Consider the following 15,902-nt stretch of genomic DNA (forward strand, 5'->3'; position numbering starts at 1 on the left):
GTACCACCCCAAGGTCGATCCCCAGGTGCACCAGCTCGGCATGCGAGCTGACCTGCAACTTGCTCTTGAGCAAGGTCAGGTGGTTGGACACGGTCTTGGCACTGATACACAACTGCTCGGCAATCACCCGCATCGGCGTCCCCTTGGCCAGCATCGTGAAAATCTCCAGCTCGCGCTGGGTCATGCGCTGCAACCGTGGATCACTGGCGCTCTGCTGTGACGTGCACGCCAACTGGGTGGCCAGAGGCTGCTCGATGTAGGCATGCCCGGCCATCACCCGCTGCACCGCCTCGATCAACACCTCGGGCGCCGAGTTCTTCGTCAGGTAGCCCGAGGCCCCCGCGTCCAGCGCCTGACGCACCAGCGGCAGCTCGTCGTGCATGCTGAAAAACAGTACCCGCAGTTGCGGCAGGCGCTGGCGCAGGCGGCGGGTGGTTTCCAGGCCACTGATACCGGGCAGGCCAAAGTCCATGATCACCAGGTTGGGGACTTGCTCCTGCACCCGGGCCAGCGCCTCTTCACCACTGGCAGCCTCACGCACCTGCATCAACGGCAGCACCGCCCGCAGCAGGCTGGCGTAGCCCTGGCGGACCACGGCATGGTCATCCACCAACACGATATTCATCACACCTCCTTGGGAATGTTCAGGGCCAGCGCCCAGCCGCCACCCGGGCGGCTGAAAATACGCAGCTCCCCGCCCAGGCTACGGGCGCGCTCGGCCATCGAGTGCAAACCTAGCCCTGGGCGCTGGGGCGGGCGTGCGCCGCAGCCATTGTCGCGAATGAACAGGCGCAAACCCTTGGCACTGCGCTGCAGACGTACCCGCACCTGGCTGGCGCCGGCATGCCGGGCGACGTTGGTCAGCGCCTCCTGCAGCAAGCGGTACAAGTGCGTTCTGCTCGGCCCAGGCAGCGCCGGCAAGTGCTCGCCAACCCGTAGCCGGCATTCGATGCCCTGGCTGGCCTGCCACTGGCTCACCAGCAGGCCGAAAGCCTCGGCCAGCGGCATGTAGTGCAGCGCCACGGGGTACAGGTTGTGCACCAGCGCGCGAAAACCCTGCTGCAAGCGCTCGCAATTGAATTCGAGGGCGTGCGCCGTCTGCGTCACCACCGCAGGCTGATCGGCCACCATGCGCAACAGGCAGAGCTGAGCACGCATGCCGGCCAGGTACTGCCCCAGGTCATCGTGCAGGGTCTGCGCCAGCTGGGTACGCTCTTGTTCCTGCACCGCCAACAGGGCTTGGGTCAGGTGGGCATTGTCAGCCTGGGCCTGCTCCAGCGTGGCAGCCATGCGGTTGAAGTGTTCCGCCAACTGGCGCGCTTCCGGCAGGCCGGCTTCGCGCAGGCGTGCTGTCAATTGCCCGCCTGAAACCTGGCGCAAGGCACCCAGCAATTCCTCCAGCAGGCCCATGGCACGCCGCACCGCCCAGCGGATGGTCAACAGGCTCAACAACAGGGCCAAGCCGCACAGGCTCAGCAGTTGCTGCAGCGAATCCCAGACTTCGTCGATTTCATCCCGCGCATCCACGGCTATCAACACTCGGCGCCCGTCACTCAGCGCCAGCAGCCGACTGCTGTGATCGCGCTCGCCGAACAGCTGACGCCCCAGCCAGGCATCGACACCGCCTTGGTGTGGAAGCTGTGCAGCTTCACCCGGCGCCAGCCAGTGCACCCGCACATGGCGCAAGCGCTCGGTCAGGCCGGGTTGCAGGCTCGCCGGGTCACGCTCGGCAGTGTCGCCAAGGTACGCCACCACGGCTTCGGCGGACTGCAACTCACGCTCGACGTCCGCCACCGCCTGGTGCAACAGCACCCCGGCGCACGCCAGCGTCACCAGGGCAAAGCAGAAGGTGACCCAAAGGTTGATACGCCACAGGGCAGACAGGTTGATGAGGCGCATGGGCGGTTCTCCTCGGGGCGCTGCGGCCCATCGTAAAACCGTGGCCTGCGCGGTGAATTACTACCTTGGTACCGGCCGAGCGCTACTTTCTGCATATTTCCCCCTCCCGGCGGGGTTCCTATGCTGGCGCCATCTGCCGTGGAGTGTGTTATGCGCCAGCCTGCCCAACTTGCCTTGACCTGCCTGCTGGCCCTGGCCGCGACGTTGTCGGCGCCCTTGGTGTGCGCTGCAGAACCGTTGCAGGTGCGCATTGGCTACCTGGGCTATCGCCCCGACCCCGGCCCACTGCTGTCCAACATCATCCCCGAGCCTGCCGACGCCGGCCTGCAAGGGGCGGAACTGGCGATTGTCGACAGCAACAGCACCGGGCGCTTCCTGAAACAGCACTTCCAGCTGACCAGCGCCACGGTCGACAGCCCCGAGGCCCTGCTGCAGGCCGCCAACGCCCAGCATGACCAAGGCCTGCGCCTGTTCGTGGTGAACGCCCCAGCAGCCAGCCTGCGCGCGCTGTCCGCCGCCCTGCCCGACAGCCTGTTGTTCAATGCCGGCAGCCCTGACGACAGCCTGCGCAGCAGCCAGTGCCTGGGCAATGTGCTGCACAGCCTGCCGGGCCGGGCCATGCTGGCCGATGCCCTGGTGCAGTTCCTGGTGCTGCGCAAGTGGCAGCGGGCGCTGCTGGTGGTCGGCCAGACCAAGGACGACAAAGCCTACGCCGACGCCCTGCGCCGCGCACTGAAGCGTTTTGGTGTGCAACTGGTCGCGGAAAAAACCTGGACCTTCGACAACGACCAGCGCCGCAGCGCCCAGGCCGACATGCCGTTGTTCACCCAAACCGCCGAATACGACGTGGTGCTGGTGGCTGACGAACGCGGCGACTTCGGCGAATACCTGCCCTACCAGACCTGGTACCCGCGCCCGGTGGCCGGCACCCAGGGCCTGACCCCCACGGGCTGGCACAAGACCGTGGAAACCTTCGGTGCGGCCCAGCTGCAAAAGCGCTTCGAGGCCCAGGCCGGGCGCTGGATGAACGACCGCGACTTCGCCGCCTGGATGGCTGTGCGCAGCGTCGCCAGCGCGGCCAGCAAGCTGCGCCAGGCCGAACCACGCGCGCTGCAGCAACTGCTGCTCAGCGAGCAGTTGCCGTTGGACGGCTTCAAGGGCCGCAAGCTCAGTTACCGCCCATGGAACGGTGAACTGCGCCAGCCGATTGCGCTGGTGCAGCCGCGGGCCCTGGTCAGCACCTCGCCGCAGGAGGGCTTCCTGCATCCCTTCAATGAAATGGACAGCCTGGGCTACGACAAGCCCGAAGTGACGTGCAGCTACCCCTGACCCAACAACCACAACAATAAGGAATTTGCCATGCGCCGCCCCCTCTTCCACCGGGCCCTGCTCTACCCCAGCCTGCTGTCGGGCGCCCTGGCGCTGGCCTGCGGGCACGCCACGGCGGCCACCGCCTGGGTCTCCAACGAAAAGGACAACAGCCTCAGCCTGATCGACATGCAAACACTGCAAGTCACCGAAACCCTGCCGGTGGGCCAGCGCCCGCGCGGCCTGCTGCTGTCCCACGACAACAAGCTGCTGTACATCTGCGCCAGCGATTCGGACCGGGTGCAAGTGATGGACGTGGCCACCCGCAAGATCATCAAGGAGCTGCCCTCCGGCAAGGACCCCGAGCAGTTCGCCCTGCACCCCAATGACCGCTGGCTGTATGTGTCCAACGAAGACGATGCGCTGGTGACGGTGATCGACACCGTGACCGACAAGGTGCTCGGGCAGATCGACGTCGGCATCGAACCTGAAGGCATGGCGGTCAGCCCCGACGGCAAATGGGCGGTCAACACCAGCGAAACCACCAACATGCTGCACTGGATCGACACCAGCACCCAGACCCTGGCCGACAGCACCCTGGTCGATCAACGCCCGCGCTTCGTCGAGTTCGACAAGGACGGCTCGAAACTGTGGGCCTCGGCGGAAATCGGCGGCACGGTGACCATCCTCGACGTGGCCACGCGCCAGGTGCTGAAAACCCTGAACTTCCAGATCAAGGGCGTGCACCCGGACAAGGTCCAGCCGGTGGGCATCAAGCTCAGCGCCGATGGCAAGTACGCCTTCGTCGCCCTGGGCCCGGCCAATCATGTGGCGGTGATCGATGCCAAGACCTACGAGGTACTCGACTACCTGCTGGTCGGGCGGCGAGTCTGGCAGTTGGCCTTTACTCCGGACCAAAGCCAGTTGCTGGCCACCAACGGTGTCAGCGGCGACGTTTCGGTCATCGATGTGAAGAACCTCAAGGTGCTCAAGTCGGTTAAGGTCGGGCGCTACCCCTGGGGTGTGGTGGTGACACCATGAACGCCCTCGATGTAAGTGACGTGAGCTTTGCCTATGGCGCGCGCGAGGCACTCCGGCAGGTCGGTTTCAGCCTGGCGCCCGGGCGTTTTGCCGCGTTGCTGGGCCCCAATGGTGCCGGCAAATCGACCTTGATCGCCCTGCTTACCCGGCTGTACGACCTGCAGCACGGCGACATCCGCGTGTGCGGCTGCTCGCTGCGCAACGCTGCACGCCCGGCATTGCGCCAGTTGGGCGTGGTGTTTCAACAAAGCACCCTGGACCTGGACCTGAGCGTTGAACAAAACCTGCGCTACCACGCCGCGTTGCATGGCCTGTCGCGGCGCCAGAGCGACCAGCGCGTCGAAGCCGAACTGGCCCGCCAAGGCCTTGGCGAGCGCCGGCGCGATCGAGTGCGCGAGCTGAACATCGGCCATCGCCGCCGGGTGGAAATTGCCCGCGCGCTGCTGCATGAACCACGCCTGCTACTGCTCGACGAGGCCAGTGTGGGCCTCGACCCGGCCAGCCGCCTGGCGCTCAACCAGCACCTGCGTCGGCTGTGCCGCGAGCAGCAACTGAGTGTGTTGTGGGCCACCCACCTGCTGGACGAAGTGCAGCCCAGCGATGACCTGTTGATACTGCATCAGGGGCGCCTGGTGGCCAGTGGCACGGCCGATGCGCTGAGCCTGGAGCACGGCGGCGACCTCGACAACGCCTTTGCCCGCCTGACCAGCACCCCTTCAGGAGCCGACGCCCAATGAACGCCTACTGGCAATGTTTCAACGGCATCATGCTGCGCGAATGGCTGCGCTTCGTGTTGCAGCGCACGCGCCTGCTCAGCGCCCTGGTGCGCCCACTGCTGTGGTTGCTGGTGTTCGCAGCCGGCTTTCGCGCGGCGCTGGGCATTGCCATCATCGAGCCTTACGACACCTACATCCCCTACGAGGTGTACATCATTCCGGGCCTGGCCGGCATGATTCTGTTGTTCAACGGCATGCAGGGCTCACTGTCGATGGTGTATGACCGCGAGATGGGCAGCATGCGCGTATTGCTGACCAGCCCGTTACCCCGGCCGTTTCTGCTGGCCAGCAAGCTGTTGGCGACCTCGTTGATATCCCTGCTGCAAGTCTATGCCTTCCTCGCCATCGCCTGGCTGTACGGCGTGCAGCCACCGGCTGCGGGCTTGCTGCTGGCGTTGCCGGCCTTGTTGCTGGTGGCCTTCATGCTCAGCGCCCTGGGGCTGTTGCTGTCGAACGCGATTCGCCAACTGGAGAACTTTGCCGGGGTGATGAATTTCGTGATTTTCCCGCTGTTTTTCCTGTCTTCAGCGTTGTATCCGCTGTGGAAGATGCGCGAGGCCAGCCAGTGGCTGTATTGGCTGTGCGCTGTGAACCCGTTCAGCCATGCCGTGGAGCTGGTGCGGTATGCGCTCTATGAGCGCCTGAACCTGCTGGCACTGGTGGTGTGCCTCGGGTTGACCGCATTGTTCACGCTGCTGGCGATACTCACCTTCAACCCCCAGCATGCGGCGCTGCGCAAGCCCCGCTGATCAACCAGGCCTGTGAGTGCGCCTTTCTTGTGGCGGCGGCCGCCTACTACTTTAGTACTGCCTTTGCTGTCTGATCGTCGCATTCACAACGCACCACCACTGGCATGTAATGGGCCTATAACAAAAAGGATAAAACCATGCCACGTGCCCCGCGCCCCCTGCTGGCTGCCCTTACGCTGTGTCTGTCACTGGGTATCGCCCACGCCGACACCGCGCCGTTGTTTACCGCCGAGGGCTATCGCGCCACCCTTTACCGCAGCCCGACCCCGCAACAGGTCGAAGGCGGCCAGGTCATCGACACCGCCACGCTGCAGCACCTGCTGGGCCAAACCCCCAAGCCGGTGCTGATCGACGTCTATCGCCGCCAATGGCTGCAAGGGCGCTTCATCGAAGACGAGCCGCACGCCAACCTCCCCGGCAGCCTATGGCTGGCCAACACCGGCGACGGCGAACTGACCCAGGCCTGGCAGGACTACTTCGTGCGTAACCTGCACAAAGCCAGCGCCGGTCACCCGGAGCAACCACTGGTGTTTTACTGCCGCTCCGATTGCTGGTTAAGCTGGAACGCGGTAAAACGCGCGAAAGCCCTGGGCTATAACAACCTGTATTGGTACCGCGACGGCGTGGATGCCTGGCAGCAAGCCAACCTGCCATTGCAGCCGGCGCAACCAGTGCCCTTCCCCTGAATTGCCTGCCTGCGCATGCGTGCCCCGCTCCATCCAATAAAAACAAGGTGAAAAGGCCATGTACAAAATTTTGATTGCCGACGATCACCCCCTGTTTCGCGAAGCCATCCACAACGTCATCAGCGATGGTTTCCAGGGCAGTGAAGTCATGGAAACCGCCGACCTGGACAGCGCCTTGGCACTGACTCAGGCACACGACGACCTCGACCTGATCCTGCTCGACCTGAACATGCCCGGCATGCATGGCCTCAACGGCCTGATCACCCTGCGCAACGAGGCACCGACCACGCCGGTGGTGATCGTTTCGGCCGAGCAGGAAAAGCAAATCGTGCTGCAGGCCATTACCTACGGCGCCGTGGGTTTCATCACCAAGTCCTCGCCACGCTCACAGATGATCGAAGCGATCGAGCAAATCCTCAATGGCAATGTGTACCTGCCACCCGACATCATCCGCGCCCAGAAAAGCAGCACCAGCCGGCGCCACAACGACGCCCCGAGCTTCCCGCCGGAAATGCTCCAGGCCCTGACCCGCAAGCAGCTGCTGGTGCTCGAGCGCATGACCAAAGGCGAATCGAACAAACAGATTGCCTACACCCTGGATATCGCCGAAACCACGGTCAAGGCCCACGTTTCGGCGATATTGCGCAAACTCAATGTGCACAACCGGGTGCAGGCGATCCTGAGTGCCGGCGATATCGATTTCGCCGATTACCTACGGCGTTGACCTGCACCGGCCAGCAAATGGCTCATCGCTGTCTTGAGCTTCATCGGCCGCACCGGCTTGTGCATCAGGGTGTGGCCTAGCTCACGGATCTGTTGCTTGAGGTCGTTGCTGTAGTTGGCGGTGATCATCAGTGCCGGTAGCGGCTGGGCGCGGCGGGCATTGATCCGCGCCACCGCATCGACACCATTGCAATCGTTGTCCAGGTGGTAGTCGGCAATCAACAGGTCGGCCTCGGCGTGGTAGTTGTCCACCTGGCGCGCCAGGTCTTCCTCCGACAACGCGGTGACCACCTGGCAACCCCAACCCTCCAGCAAGGTGCGCATGCCGGCGCAAATCGCCGCATCGTTATCCAGCACCCACACCCGTGCACCACGCAGGCGCTCGAGCATCGGCTCGCACATCGCCTGGCTCGGTTGGGCCTTGGGTGCCGTGGCGCTCAGCGGCACTTCGACCGCGAACACAGAACCTTTGCCAAGCCACGAACGCACGCGGATCCGGTGGCCGAGGATGCCGGCGATCTTCTCCACGATCGCCAGGCCCAGGCCCAGCCCGCGGTCCTGGTCCGGGCGTTGCACATCACCGCGCTTGAATTCCAGGAACATGTCTTCCAGGTGCTCCTCGGCAATGCCGATGCCACTGTCCCATACCTCGATCCGCAGGCCACCACGCAGGCGCCGACACCCCAGCACCACACGCCCGCTGCGGGTATAACGGATGGCATTGCTGAGCAGGTTGCGCAGAATGCGCGCCAGCAACTGGATGTCGCTGCGCACCACGGCAGAACAGCCCACGAAGTGCAGCGCCAGCCCTTCGCTGCGCGCCACCTGGGCGTATTCGGCGGCTAGGTTGTCCATCAACTCGCTGAGAGCGAACGGGGCGACATCCGCTTTGATCACGCCGGCATCGAGCTTGGATATATCCACCAGGGTGCCGAGCAGGTTCTCCACATCCTGCAGCGAGTTGCTGACATTGCGCACCAGGTGGCCAGCGTTCTGCGGCTCACGGCGTTCGAGCAGCGCGCTGGTGAACAACCGCGCCGCGTTCAGCGGTTGCAGCAGGTCATGGCTGACTGCGGCCAAAAACTTGGTTTTCGACAGGTTGGCCTGTTCAGCTTCGCGCTTGGCCTCGCGCAGGCGCGATTCCGCCTGGCTGCGCTCTTCGATTTCGCGCAGCAACTGGTCGTTGAGGCTGGTCAGCTCGGCGGTGCGTTCGCGCACCCGTTGCTCAAGGTGCTGATAGGCCTGGTGCAGCGCCTGGGCGGTGTTGCGGCGTTCGGTGATGTCGCGGATCAGCACGAAAATACCCACCACTTCGCCGCTGGCCAGGCGGTTAGGCACGTAGGAGCGCAGCATGTAGCGCTCCTGGCCGTTGATATTGGTTTCGGCAAACTCGAAGGTTACGCTCTCCCCCGCCAGCGCACGTGCCACATAGGCTTCCAGGCGCTGGTAATGCTGCTCGCTGTGGGCCTCACGCAGGCTCTGGCCAAGCATCACGCCGTGCGGCCAGCAATACCATTCTTCGTAAACCTTGTTGGTGAACTCATAGACCAGATCTGCGTTCAGGTAAGCGATCAGTGCCGGGACGTTGTCGGTGATCAGGCGAATCTGGTGCTGGTGGGCAGTCTCGGCACGCTGCCGGGCCTCGCTGAGCAAGCGGTTGACGGCCTTGAGTTCCGCCATGGCCTGGTTCAGCGCATCGGTGCGTTCACGCACCTGCTCGGCCAGCACCACCGAATGCTGGAAAGCGGCGTAAGGGTCGTTGCCACGGGTTACCCCGGACTCGATGCGTTCGATCAGCGCGCCGTTGATGCGCTGCAGCTTGTGGTTCTGATGCTGCAGCCGGGTAACCTCGGCCTGCAGTTCAGCGACCGACAGGCGGCCGGTTGCGGGCAATGGCGACCCCGGTAAAGGTCTGGTTGATGTGCATGCCATTGAACTGTTCTCCGTAGGTGTTGAAGCCAATCACCCGTTGCTCGCGCAGGAACGCACCGACTGGCTCCAGGCCGTGCCGGGCCTCCAGTTCCAGGCGCCGCAGGAAGCAATCACAACCGATGGTCAGCAGCAACGGGCCGAGCCGCTGGTGCAAACCGTCGAATAGCTGGTGCAGGTTCGGCAACAACGGGCCTGGGGTCATGGCCGTCAGCACGATGCCGTTCTCCACCGCGCAGTAGAAGCTCAGGCTCAGGTCCGGGTGCACCTGCTGGATCGCCCGCACGTAGTACTGATCGTGAATGCGTACCGCCAGCGGGTGGGCGGCGAACACCCGGTGATCAAGTGCGGCCACCGGCACGCCGATATGGCGGGCGTACTCCTCGGCAGCGGGCTCGGCATTCAGTTCGAAAACCCGGCGCTGAGCACTGTCGGCCCCGGTGACCACCAGTTTTTCCTGGCGCGGCAGAATGTGGTGCGTGGTGAACACTTCAAAGTCCAGCCAGGTGTTGACCAGCACCACCACCGCTGCGCCGTTGTGGAATGCTCCGGCGTAGTACACATGGGTGCGGTTCAGGTAGTTGTCATCACCGGCCGATCCACCGAAGTGCGGGATTTCCCCCAGTGCTGCGCTAAGGGCCGCGAGCACCATCTCCTCGCGGCTGGACAATCCATCGAGCAGGGTCAGGGCAAAGCTGTGGCCCTTGATGGGCGCCAGGGTATTGCTGCGGCAGGTGCCGACCAGGCGCTCGACCATCTGCTGCGCATCGATCAGGCTGAAGCGCTCCATTTCATCGATCAACTCGGTGGCGATGGAAAAGTGCCGGTGATCGAAGCCCACCGCCGTCACGCAATTACGGCCGTAGCCTTGCGGGGTGATTTCGCCGGCGCTGGTGCAACCGACCAGTCGAATACCGCCAAAATCCTGCTCCAACGCTTCGCCCAAGGCCTGCAAGTCGTATTCGGCGGAACAGAAGAACAACACGAAACCCAAGTGCGGGTGCAGCAACTGCCGCGCCAGGTCCTGAGCTGCCAGCCGTGCGTCGGTTGCCTGGGACATGGCGCTGACCACACCGTCGTTTTGGGCCTGCTGCATCGTGGTCTCCGGCGCGGGGTGGCTGAGGGATCAGTGTACGAAGGTGGGTACGGGGGACGAATGCTACTTGGGTAGCGGGTGGGCGGTTCCATGGGAGTACTGTTGTCAGCCTGTCATTGCAGGGGCCGCTTCGCGGCCCCCACCACTCACCAGGTCAGCACCGCGCCCACCGCAAAGGTATCGGTGTCTTCGTTCTGGGCACTGGTGTCATGCCCGTCAATGGAGAACTGGTTGTACTCGGCCACCAGTTTGAGGTTGTCGTTGATGTCGTGGAACAACGCCACGCCGCGGGTTTCGTAGTCTGCCCCGCTGCCCACCGCCCCATTGCCATCGTCCTTGGTCTTGCCATAGGACAGCGCCACGCGGTTCTTGCCGAACTTGTACGAGCCCTGCAGCAGGTAGCCGTCACTGTCGACATTGCGCAACACCGGTTCGCCAGCATTGTTGGTGAAGAATGGGTTGATGCCCTTGGCCTGGAACCCAGAACCGGTCAGCGACCAGCCGCCCATTTTCGCCTGCACCCCGTACCCCACCCCTTTGGAGGTGATCGTCTCTACTGTCGAGTCCGTGTTGTCAGAGGTCTGGTAACTGCCGTTGACCCAGCTGTAGATCTGCGCGCCACCCAGGTCGAACTGGTAGGTGATCTCGCTCTCGGTGCGGGGGTTTTCCTGGTAGGCCTTGCCGGTGGGGCTGCTGTCGTTGGTGTCCACCGGGTCCATGATGCCCACCGCCACCCGCAGGCCGTCCATCACCGGGGTGCGGTAGGTGATCTGCGAGGTGGGGAACGGGTACGGGTAGCCGCTGCCGATGTTGCCGAACGAAACCCCGCCGCCATCCACCAGCCCCAGCGTGTCGCTGACCTGGCCATAACCGGCCAGCAGTTCGTCGAGCAGGATGTTGGAACGAGCGAACAGCCCGAAGTCCTTGCCGATCAGCACCTCGCCCCATTCGGGGTTGGCCACCGTGCCGTAGAACTGACGCACGTCGATGGCGGTGTCGGTGCCGTTGGTTTCACTGTCGTTGATGGTTACCCAGAACGAGGCACGCGCACCGAGCTTGAGGTCATCCACCTGCTTGCCCATGTTGAAACCCAGGTAGTTGGGCAAGAAACCCATTTTCACCCGCGATTGGCGGCGGTCGAACTGTTCGCCCTCACGGTCGACCTTGCTGTTGACGTAGAAGGCGTTGATATAGCCATCGGTGGAAAACGTCGTCTGGTCCTTGTCGTACAGCATGATCTCGGCCTCGGCGACACCGCTCAGGCCCAGGGCAGAAACACTGGCAATGGCGGCGGCGAGGAAACGAGGCGGCAGGTGCTTATTGTTGTTGTGCATGGCGCGCTCCAAACGGGGACTGGATGTCGGAGGCGATTATCAGAAGTGGGCAAATTGCCAGATACGCTGCTTTGGCGCGATTGGGTGGGTGCTTTGGAGCGGCGGGTATGGCGTGATGATTCGGACCCAGTACCTGCCTGGGCCGGGACGCAAGACTTAGGGTGTACACATCAGTAGCAGGCGGGTATCAATACGCCTGAACGAACTGGGGGCCGCCTTGCGGCCCCCTTATCGCGTTACTTCAGGAAGCCAGCGCCTGCGAGCGTTGGCGCACGGGCATCTCATAACGGTGCGGTTGTTGCCAGGCCAGCCGCGCCTGCACATCGGCCGCCGCGTCCATCACCTTCTGCGCCCAGTTTTCATCCTTCGGGCACACCACCACCACGCGAAAACCGTGGTCGACGCCCTCCAGCCGCACACCTTCGGAATCATCGACATGCAGGTCGATGTCGAACGCCGATGGCAGCTTGGACGGCGAATTTTCCAGGCCTTTCTGCGCCAGGATGTGCTGGTGCCGGTCACTGTTGACCACGCCATCGACATGGATGCCGTACAGCATCAACCAGCGGCGGATGTAAGCCGGGGTGCGCCCCGACGAGGTGTAGATCCAGATGCTGCAGCCTTGGCGGCGCAGATCGCGAATCAGCGAACGGGTGCCGCTGCGCAGGGGCTCGCCGAGCCAGCGGTGGACGAAGGTTGGCAGCTTGCTGTCTTCGGCGGCGGCGTGCTCGGGCAGGCAGGCGAGCGTGTCGTCGATATCGAACGAAATGCGCACCTGGCCACGCTTGAGCTTGCGTTCGATGGCTTGGCGCCCGCGTGCGAACATGGATGACCGTTGCATCAGCGGCGCCCCTCACAGGCGGGCACGGGTGTGCCGCTCAGGAAGAACTTGCCGGGCTCAGGCGCCTTCGCTTCAAGGAAAGCGGCGTACTTTTTCTTGATCTTGGGGAGTTCGTACAAAGCCTTGACACCGTGTTTAGCGGAGTTGCGTATGACCGAGGACGGGTTGAAGTAACCCTCGGCGTTATCCAGCGACAGCACGAATGGCGGCAGCCCGGCACGCATCAGCAAGTAGCTGACGATGAGCGAACCGGTGCGGTTGTTGCCTTCGATGAACAGCTGCGGTTTGCTGAGGATACGTACATACACACCGGCTGCCCGCTTCCAGATCGAATCGCTGCGGTACGAGCAGTACCAGTTGTACAAATCCTTGATGCCACCTTCCACGTTGTTGAAAAAGTGCGCCTCGGTTGCGGCAAGGTGCGGGGCGAACTCCAGGCGGCGGGCCGGGTCGCTGCCGCACAGCACGGTGGCATTGATTTCCAGCATCAGGTTCAGCTGTTGCAGGTCGAAAAGGTCGATACCGCGAGCGACATAGTCGTCAATCAGGGCATAGCCTTCAAGCACATTCAGCAGCACCTCGTCGGTGAACGGGTCGCGCGGTTCGGTGAAATGCTGGCTGAGTTCTGCAAAGCGGCCCTGCACCTCGCGCAGTGCGCGCTCTACCGCTGACAGATCAAGACGACGCATCGCTCGCATTGGAAATCCTGGGTAACACTTTAACGGAAGGTAACGCGGACAGATGTTGCAACCTCCCTGGCTGCGACACCCGGCCACCTTGGGCATGCATGGCTCAGCTGAATTTGCCGCTGATGTAGTCGCTGGTCAGTTGTTCGCGCGGGTTCTGGAAAATCTGCGCGGTAGGGCCCATCTCGACCAGGTAGCCGGTGCGCGTGCCCTGGGAGATATCGACCGAGAAGAACGCCGTGGTGTCGGCCACACGAATCGCCTGCTGCATGTTGTGGGTCACCAGCGCGATGGTGTAGTCCTTCTTCAGCTCGACCATCAGCTCTTCCACCCGGCGGGTAGCGATCGGGTCGAGCGCCGAGCACGGCTCGTCCAGCAACAGCACTTCTGGCTCGGTGGCAATGGCACGGGCAATGCACAGGCGCTGCTGCTGGCCACCGGACAGCGACAGGCCGCTGACCTTGAGCTTGTCCTTCACTTCGTCCCACAGCGCGGCGCCTTGCAAGGCGTGCTTCACGCGGTCACCCAAGTCGCCTTTGTAGCGGTTCAGGCGCAGGCCGAAGGCGACGTTGTCGAAGATGCTCATCGAGAACGGGTTGGGCTGCTGGAACACCATGCCGATGTAGCGGCGTACCACCACCGGGTCAACGCCCTTGCCATAAACGTCCTGGCCCAGGAAGTGCACATGGCCTTCGAAGCGGAAGCCCTTCACCAGGTCGTTCATGCGGTTCAGGCTACGCAGCACGGTACTCTTGCCGCAGCCCGACGGCCCGATGAAGCCGGTGATCTCGTTCTTGCGGATCGGTACATGGCTGTCACGCACGGCCATGAAATTGCCGTAGAAAATCTTGTCCAGCTTGCAGTCCATGACGATCGGGGTAGCTTCACTGACCATGGGAGCGGCTCTTTGCGCAGTGGATACGTTCAAGTTGGATGCTCCCTTTCTCAATACTTGGGCTTGCCGAAGACTCGGCTCAGAATGTTGATGACCAGCACGATCATTACCAGCACCAGCGAGGCCGCCCAGGCGAGCTCGAGCTGGTTGTCGAACGGCATGCCGGAGAAGTTGTAAATCAGCACGGCGAGCGAGGCCGTAGGGTTCATGACCGCCAGGCTACCGTCGTGGTAGATCCAGTAGTTACTGAACAGTGCGGTGAACAGCAGTGGCGCGGTTTCACCAGCGGCGCGGGCCACGGCCAGCATCACGCCGGTGAGGATGGCCGGTAGGCCGGTGGGCAAAACAATCTTCCAGATCACCTGGGCGCGGGTGCAGCCCATGCCGTAGGCAGCGTCCTTCATGATCTTGGGCACCATCTTCATCGACTCTTCGGCGGTCAGCACCACGATCGGCAGCATCAGCACCGCCAGGGCCACACCGCCTGCCGGTGCCGAGTAGGTACCGGTGGTCATCACCACCAGGGCGTAGGCAAACACGCCGGCCAGGATCGACGGCAGGCCGGTAAGCATCTTGGCGGCAAAGCGCGCGGCGTTGGCCAGTTTGCTGTCCGGGCCTAGCTCGGCCAGGAACACCGCGGCCAGGATACCGACCGGTACCGCGATAGCGGCGGCAATACCGACCATGACGAACGTGCCGGCCATGGCGTTGCCAAAACCGCCACCCATCTCGAAGCCGGTGGGCGGCAACTCGGTGAACACTTCCAGGTTAAGGCGTGCACCACCACGAGTGATCAGCATGTACAGCACGGAAATCAGCGGCACGCTGGCCACCAGCGCCGCCAGCCAGGCCAGGGTGGTCAATACCAGGCTGCGCAGGGCACGGCCTTCCAGCTTGCGCTGCAGGCTGGGCAACGCGGCCACAGGGGTCGTCAGGTCAGTCATTGTTTGTTACCCCGCTGGGCGTAGAGCATGATCATCGAGCCGAGCACGTTCACCAGCAGCGTGATGAACATCAGCACCAGTGCCGCGTACATCAGCACTTCGACCTCGTTGGGGCCGGCCTCCGGGAAGTTCAGCGCCAACAGCGCCGCCAGGGTATTGGCCGGGGCGAACAAGGAAAGGGAAATGGTGTTGGCGTTGCCGACCAGCATGGCCAGCGCCATGGTTTCACCCAGCGCACGGCCCAGGCCCAGCACCAGCGATCCGAAGATGCCGGTAGCGGCCGATGGCACCATCACCTTGAGGATGGCTTCCCAATGGGTAGTCCCCATGCCATAGGCAGCCTGCTTGGTTTTCATCGGCACGCTGGTCAGCGCATCCTGGGAAACCGCAGCGATGGTCGGCAGGATCATGATCGCCAGTACCAGCGCCGCTGGCAGCAGGCCGGGGCCACTGAGGGAGGTACCGAAAAACGGGATCCAGCCCAGCTCGCTGTTCAACCAGGCGGTCAGCGGGCGAATTGCCGGGATGACCACATAGATGCCCCACAGGCCATAGACCACGCTGGGGATGGCGGCGAGCAGCTCGACGATGGTGCGAAACACCGCGGCGAGCTTGGCCGGAAGAAAATCCTGGGTAAGGAAAATGGCCATGCTGACGCCGAAGAAACCGGCGATCAACAGGGCGATCAAGGCGCTGTAAAGCGTACCCCAGATCGCTGGCAGAATACCGTACTTGCCTTGGTTGACGTCCCAGACGCTGCCAAACAGCACGTCAAAGCCGTGCTTTTCGATGCCAGGCAGTGCCTTGCGGCCCACTTCGTAGACCAGCGCGAAGACCAGCGCCAGCACCAGCACCACACCAATGCGCGCAAGCGCACGGAAGGTGCGATCGACCAGGAAGTCTTTCGCAGACGGTGGCTGGCACGCGGAGTCTGGGTTATCCGGTATGGCAAAGGGTGTGTTCATTGGCGAGTTCCGGGACAAGGGACAAACACC

At 63.3% G+C, this 15,902-nt stretch carries 16 protein-coding genes; 6 read left to right on the forward strand and 10 right to left on the reverse strand.

All coding sequences use genetic code 11. From position 1 onward, the window contains the following. A partial coding sequence (locus APH35_RS05585; protein WP_060514373.1) for a response regulator transcription factor occupies window positions 1-625 on the reverse strand: 625 nt, incomplete at its 3' end. After that, entirely contained in the window at window positions 625-1,899 is a 1,275-nt protein-coding gene (locus APH35_RS05590) for a HAMP domain-containing sensor histidine kinase (protein WP_012272754.1), read from the reverse strand. The genes APH35_RS05590 and APH35_RS05585, both read right to left, overlap by 1 nt. 150 nt (window positions 1,900-2,049) lie before the next feature. Between APH35_RS05590 and APH35_RS05595 the strand changes: the two genes are divergently transcribed. From APH35_RS05595 to APH35_RS05620, 6 genes are all read left to right on the forward strand, one after another. Next, the gene (locus APH35_RS05595) at window positions 2,050-3,228 is read left to right on the forward strand and encodes an ABC transporter substrate-binding protein (protein ID WP_060514374.1); all 1,179 of its coding nucleotides are present in this window, start codon (window positions 2,050-2,052) and stop codon (window positions 3,226-3,228) included. A 30-nt stretch (window positions 3,229-3,258) separates the two neighbouring features. Then, a complete protein-coding gene (locus tag APH35_RS05600; RefSeq protein WP_060514375.1) occupies window positions 3,259-4,248 on the forward strand; it encodes a YVTN family beta-propeller repeat protein in 990 nt (329 codons plus the stop codon). Further along, window positions 4,245-4,985 (forward strand): ABC transporter ATP-binding protein, encoded by a 741-nt coding sequence (locus APH35_RS05605; RefSeq protein WP_012272757.1) that lies wholly within the window; start codon window positions 4,245-4,247, stop codon window positions 4,983-4,985. Before APH35_RS05600 ends, APH35_RS05605 begins: the two co-directional genes overlap by 4 nt. After that, the gene (locus tag APH35_RS05610; RefSeq protein ID WP_012272758.1) at window positions 4,982-5,773 is read left to right on the forward strand and encodes an ABC transporter permease; all 792 of its coding nucleotides are present in this window, start codon (window positions 4,982-4,984) and stop codon (window positions 5,771-5,773) included. Before APH35_RS05605 ends, APH35_RS05610 begins: the two co-directional genes overlap by 4 nt. A gap of 137 nt (window positions 5,774-5,910) precedes the next feature. Next, the gene (locus APH35_RS05615; protein WP_060514376.1) at window positions 5,911-6,459 is read left to right on the forward strand and encodes a PQQ-dependent catabolism-associated CXXCW motif protein; all 549 of its coding nucleotides are present in this window, start codon (window positions 5,911-5,913) and stop codon (window positions 6,457-6,459) included. Between the two features lie 58 nt (window positions 6,460-6,517). Next, window positions 6,518-7,183 carry a response regulator transcription factor gene (locus APH35_RS05620; RefSeq protein ID WP_012272760.1) on the forward strand — a complete coding sequence of 222 codons (666 nt, stop codon included), beginning with the start codon at window positions 6,518-6,520 and terminating at the stop codon, window positions 7,181-7,183. Here the strand turns inward: APH35_RS05620 and APH35_RS05625 are convergent. The 8 genes from APH35_RS05625 to pstC all read right to left on the reverse strand — a co-directional run bounded on the left by APH35_RS05625 (window position 7,168) and on the right by pstC (window position 15,872). Next, window positions 7,168-9,075 (reverse strand): PAS domain-containing hybrid sensor histidine kinase/response regulator, encoded by a 1,908-nt coding sequence (locus tag APH35_RS05625; protein ID WP_012272761.1) that lies wholly within the window; start codon window positions 9,073-9,075, stop codon window positions 7,168-7,170. The two genes, APH35_RS05620 and APH35_RS05625, sit on opposite strands and share 16 nt — an antisense overlap. Next, entirely contained in the window at window positions 9,044-10,207 is a 1,164-nt protein-coding gene (gene nosP, locus APH35_RS05630) for a nitric oxide-sensing protein NosP (protein ID WP_060514377.1), read from the reverse strand. Before nosP ends, APH35_RS05625 begins: the two co-directional genes overlap by 32 nt. A 146-nt stretch (window positions 10,208-10,353) precedes the next feature. Then, window positions 10,354-11,541: a porin gene (locus APH35_RS05635; protein WP_012272763.1), complete on the reverse strand. Its 1,188-nt coding sequence runs from the start codon at window positions 11,539-11,541 to the stop codon at window positions 10,354-10,356. A 241-nt stretch (window positions 11,542-11,782) separates the two neighbouring features. After that, the gene (locus tag APH35_RS05640; RefSeq protein ID WP_012272764.1) at window positions 11,783-12,382 is read right to left on the reverse strand and encodes a hypothetical protein; all 600 of its coding nucleotides are present in this window, start codon (window positions 12,380-12,382) and stop codon (window positions 11,783-11,785) included. Beyond that, window positions 12,382-13,080 (reverse strand): hypothetical protein, encoded by a 699-nt coding sequence (locus tag APH35_RS05645; RefSeq protein ID WP_012272765.1) that lies wholly within the window; start codon window positions 13,078-13,080, stop codon window positions 12,382-12,384. The genes APH35_RS05640 and APH35_RS05645 overlap by 1 nt, the downstream gene beginning before the upstream one ends. 94 nt (window positions 13,081-13,174) lie before the next feature. Beyond that, window positions 13,175-13,963 carry a phosphate ABC transporter ATP-binding protein PstB gene (pstB, locus tag APH35_RS05650; protein ID WP_012272766.1) on the reverse strand — a complete coding sequence of 263 codons (789 nt, stop codon included), beginning with the start codon at window positions 13,961-13,963 and terminating at the stop codon, window positions 13,175-13,177. Window positions 13,964-14,013: 50 nt separating this feature from the next. Further along, the gene (gene pstA, locus APH35_RS05655) at window positions 14,014-14,907 is read right to left on the reverse strand and encodes a phosphate ABC transporter permease PstA (protein ID WP_012272767.1); all 894 of its coding nucleotides are present in this window, start codon (window positions 14,905-14,907) and stop codon (window positions 14,014-14,016) included. Beyond that, window positions 14,904-15,872, reverse strand: a complete 969-nt coding sequence (pstC, locus tag APH35_RS05660; RefSeq protein WP_004574212.1) for a phosphate ABC transporter permease subunit PstC — start codon at window positions 15,870-15,872, stop codon at window positions 14,904-14,906. The genes pstA and pstC overlap by 4 nt, the downstream gene beginning before the upstream one ends. Window positions 15,873-15,902: the final 30 nt, after the last annotated feature.

The organism is Pseudomonas sp. NBRC 111132, assembly GCF_001320565.1.
Classification (GTDB): Bacteria; Pseudomonadota; Gammaproteobacteria; order Pseudomonadales; family Pseudomonadaceae; genus Aquipseudomonas; species Aquipseudomonas putida_P.